The following is a 1,577-nucleotide window of genomic DNA, read 5'->3' as shown; positions in this document are numbered from 1 at the left end:
CTATGCAAAGGCTAGATTAAGTCAGTTTCACGGCATTAAAAGGGAATTTTTCTATTTGCACTTAAAGGAAACTGAATTTAGATATAATGTTAAAGTTAAAAATGAAAATTTGTATAAAATTTTGTTAAAATGGCTTAGGAAAAATCCTATGTAATTTTAGCTAAAAGTATCAATCGCCGAAAGATTTATAGACTTTTAAAGAGGCTTGAAAGGCAACTTTAAAAACTTTAAAAATTGAAGCTTTTAGCTTAAATCAAACAGATTGAAAGGGGTTAATTTAGCCTTTTGAAATGCTTGAATTTAGCCTTAAAATCCCAACTTTAAACATTAAATTCACAAAGAATGTTTAAATACTTCACTCAAAGCTTAAATCACAAGGTGCTTTTGTGAATTTATGTTTAAAAATTAAAGTGTTTGCTTAAATTTAGGCCTTGGGTGCTTAGCCTTAAATTTATTTGAAAGCCTTTTAAGTTTGGCTTCATTAAACTTAAGGGTTTTTAAGACAAAGCCTATGAAAAACAGTTGTGAAAAGGGGATGGCTGTTTATTTTATTGCTTGGTATTTTTGCCTTTTTAGCTACAAATTTTCAAAACACAATTTTAGCAAAGCTCACTTATCTTAAGCATTATTTAAATTCACATAAATTCTATGCTAAATTTATGTGAATTTACTTGCAGTCCTTGCAGTATTTTTTAACGATGCGTTCTACTGCGACTTGGTATTGCACAAAATTATAAGATTCTAAACAACTTATACAAATAGATATGGTGTTTTAAAAAAACTAGGTTCTAAATAAAATCGCTTCTTGATCTTCTTTTGTCATACCGTGAATATAGAACTTATTAACTTTTTCTATAAGGTTTTTGTCAATTATGTCTGGGTAATGTTTTGCTGTCTTTATCCTTATCACAAGAAAGTGCAAGTTTTGTATATTTGCGATTTGAAACAAGATAGACTCAATTAAACTTAAGTCAAAGGGTTTTTAAATTAACGCCTATGAAAAACAAAGGTTCATTCTAGAATTTCGCCAAATGTAAGGGAATTTTTAAGTATTTGCGCCTTGATTTAGAGGCTAAAAGACGCTGGGCTTTGCAAAATAACTCGTGTTGCATTAATAAAATTTTGCAAGAAATTCACATTTTAACCCTTAAAGAATGTGAAAAAACTCTAAAATTCAAGGTGAAATAAAAATAGATGAGAGTTATTTTTGTTTCGTTTCGTCTTGCAACTGCGTAGTAGAAGGAGCAAAGGCACATTATATGGTCAAACACGCCAAATTTGAGTTTGCACACGCACGAAATCATATCAACAAAATTGTGAATTTTTTACTTCGTGCTACGCACTCGTAACTGCTAGCAGAAGTTTGCAAAGTTGACACTTGCTAAATTTAAAAGCACAAAAAAGAAAATTTTGTCCTTCACTTAAAAGAAACAAAATTAAAACAAAAAATTTAGGGCAAACTATTTATCAAAATTTATTAAAGTTAATAAGAGAAAATCCTATTAAAGTATCTTGAGCCAAATATTTTTTCATCATAGAAGCTTCCAAAATAGAATTTTTATATAGATTTACTTGCA

At 29.0% G+C, this 1,577-nt stretch carries 1 pseudogene; it reads left to right on the top strand.

The features are described from left to right. A pseudogene (locus DMC01_RS15530) lies at positions 1-154 on the top strand (IS1595 family transposase); the annotation flags it as partial. Between the last annotated feature and the right edge of the window lie 1,423 nt (positions 155-1,577).

The sequence above is a fragment of the Campylobacter troglodytis genome (assembly GCF_006864425.1).
Taxonomy (GTDB): domain Bacteria; phylum Campylobacterota; class Campylobacteria; order Campylobacterales; family Campylobacteraceae; genus Campylobacter_D; species Campylobacter_D troglodytis.
Note: the sequence above shows the minus strand (reverse complement) of the source record. Positions and strands in the feature narration are given on the sequence as shown.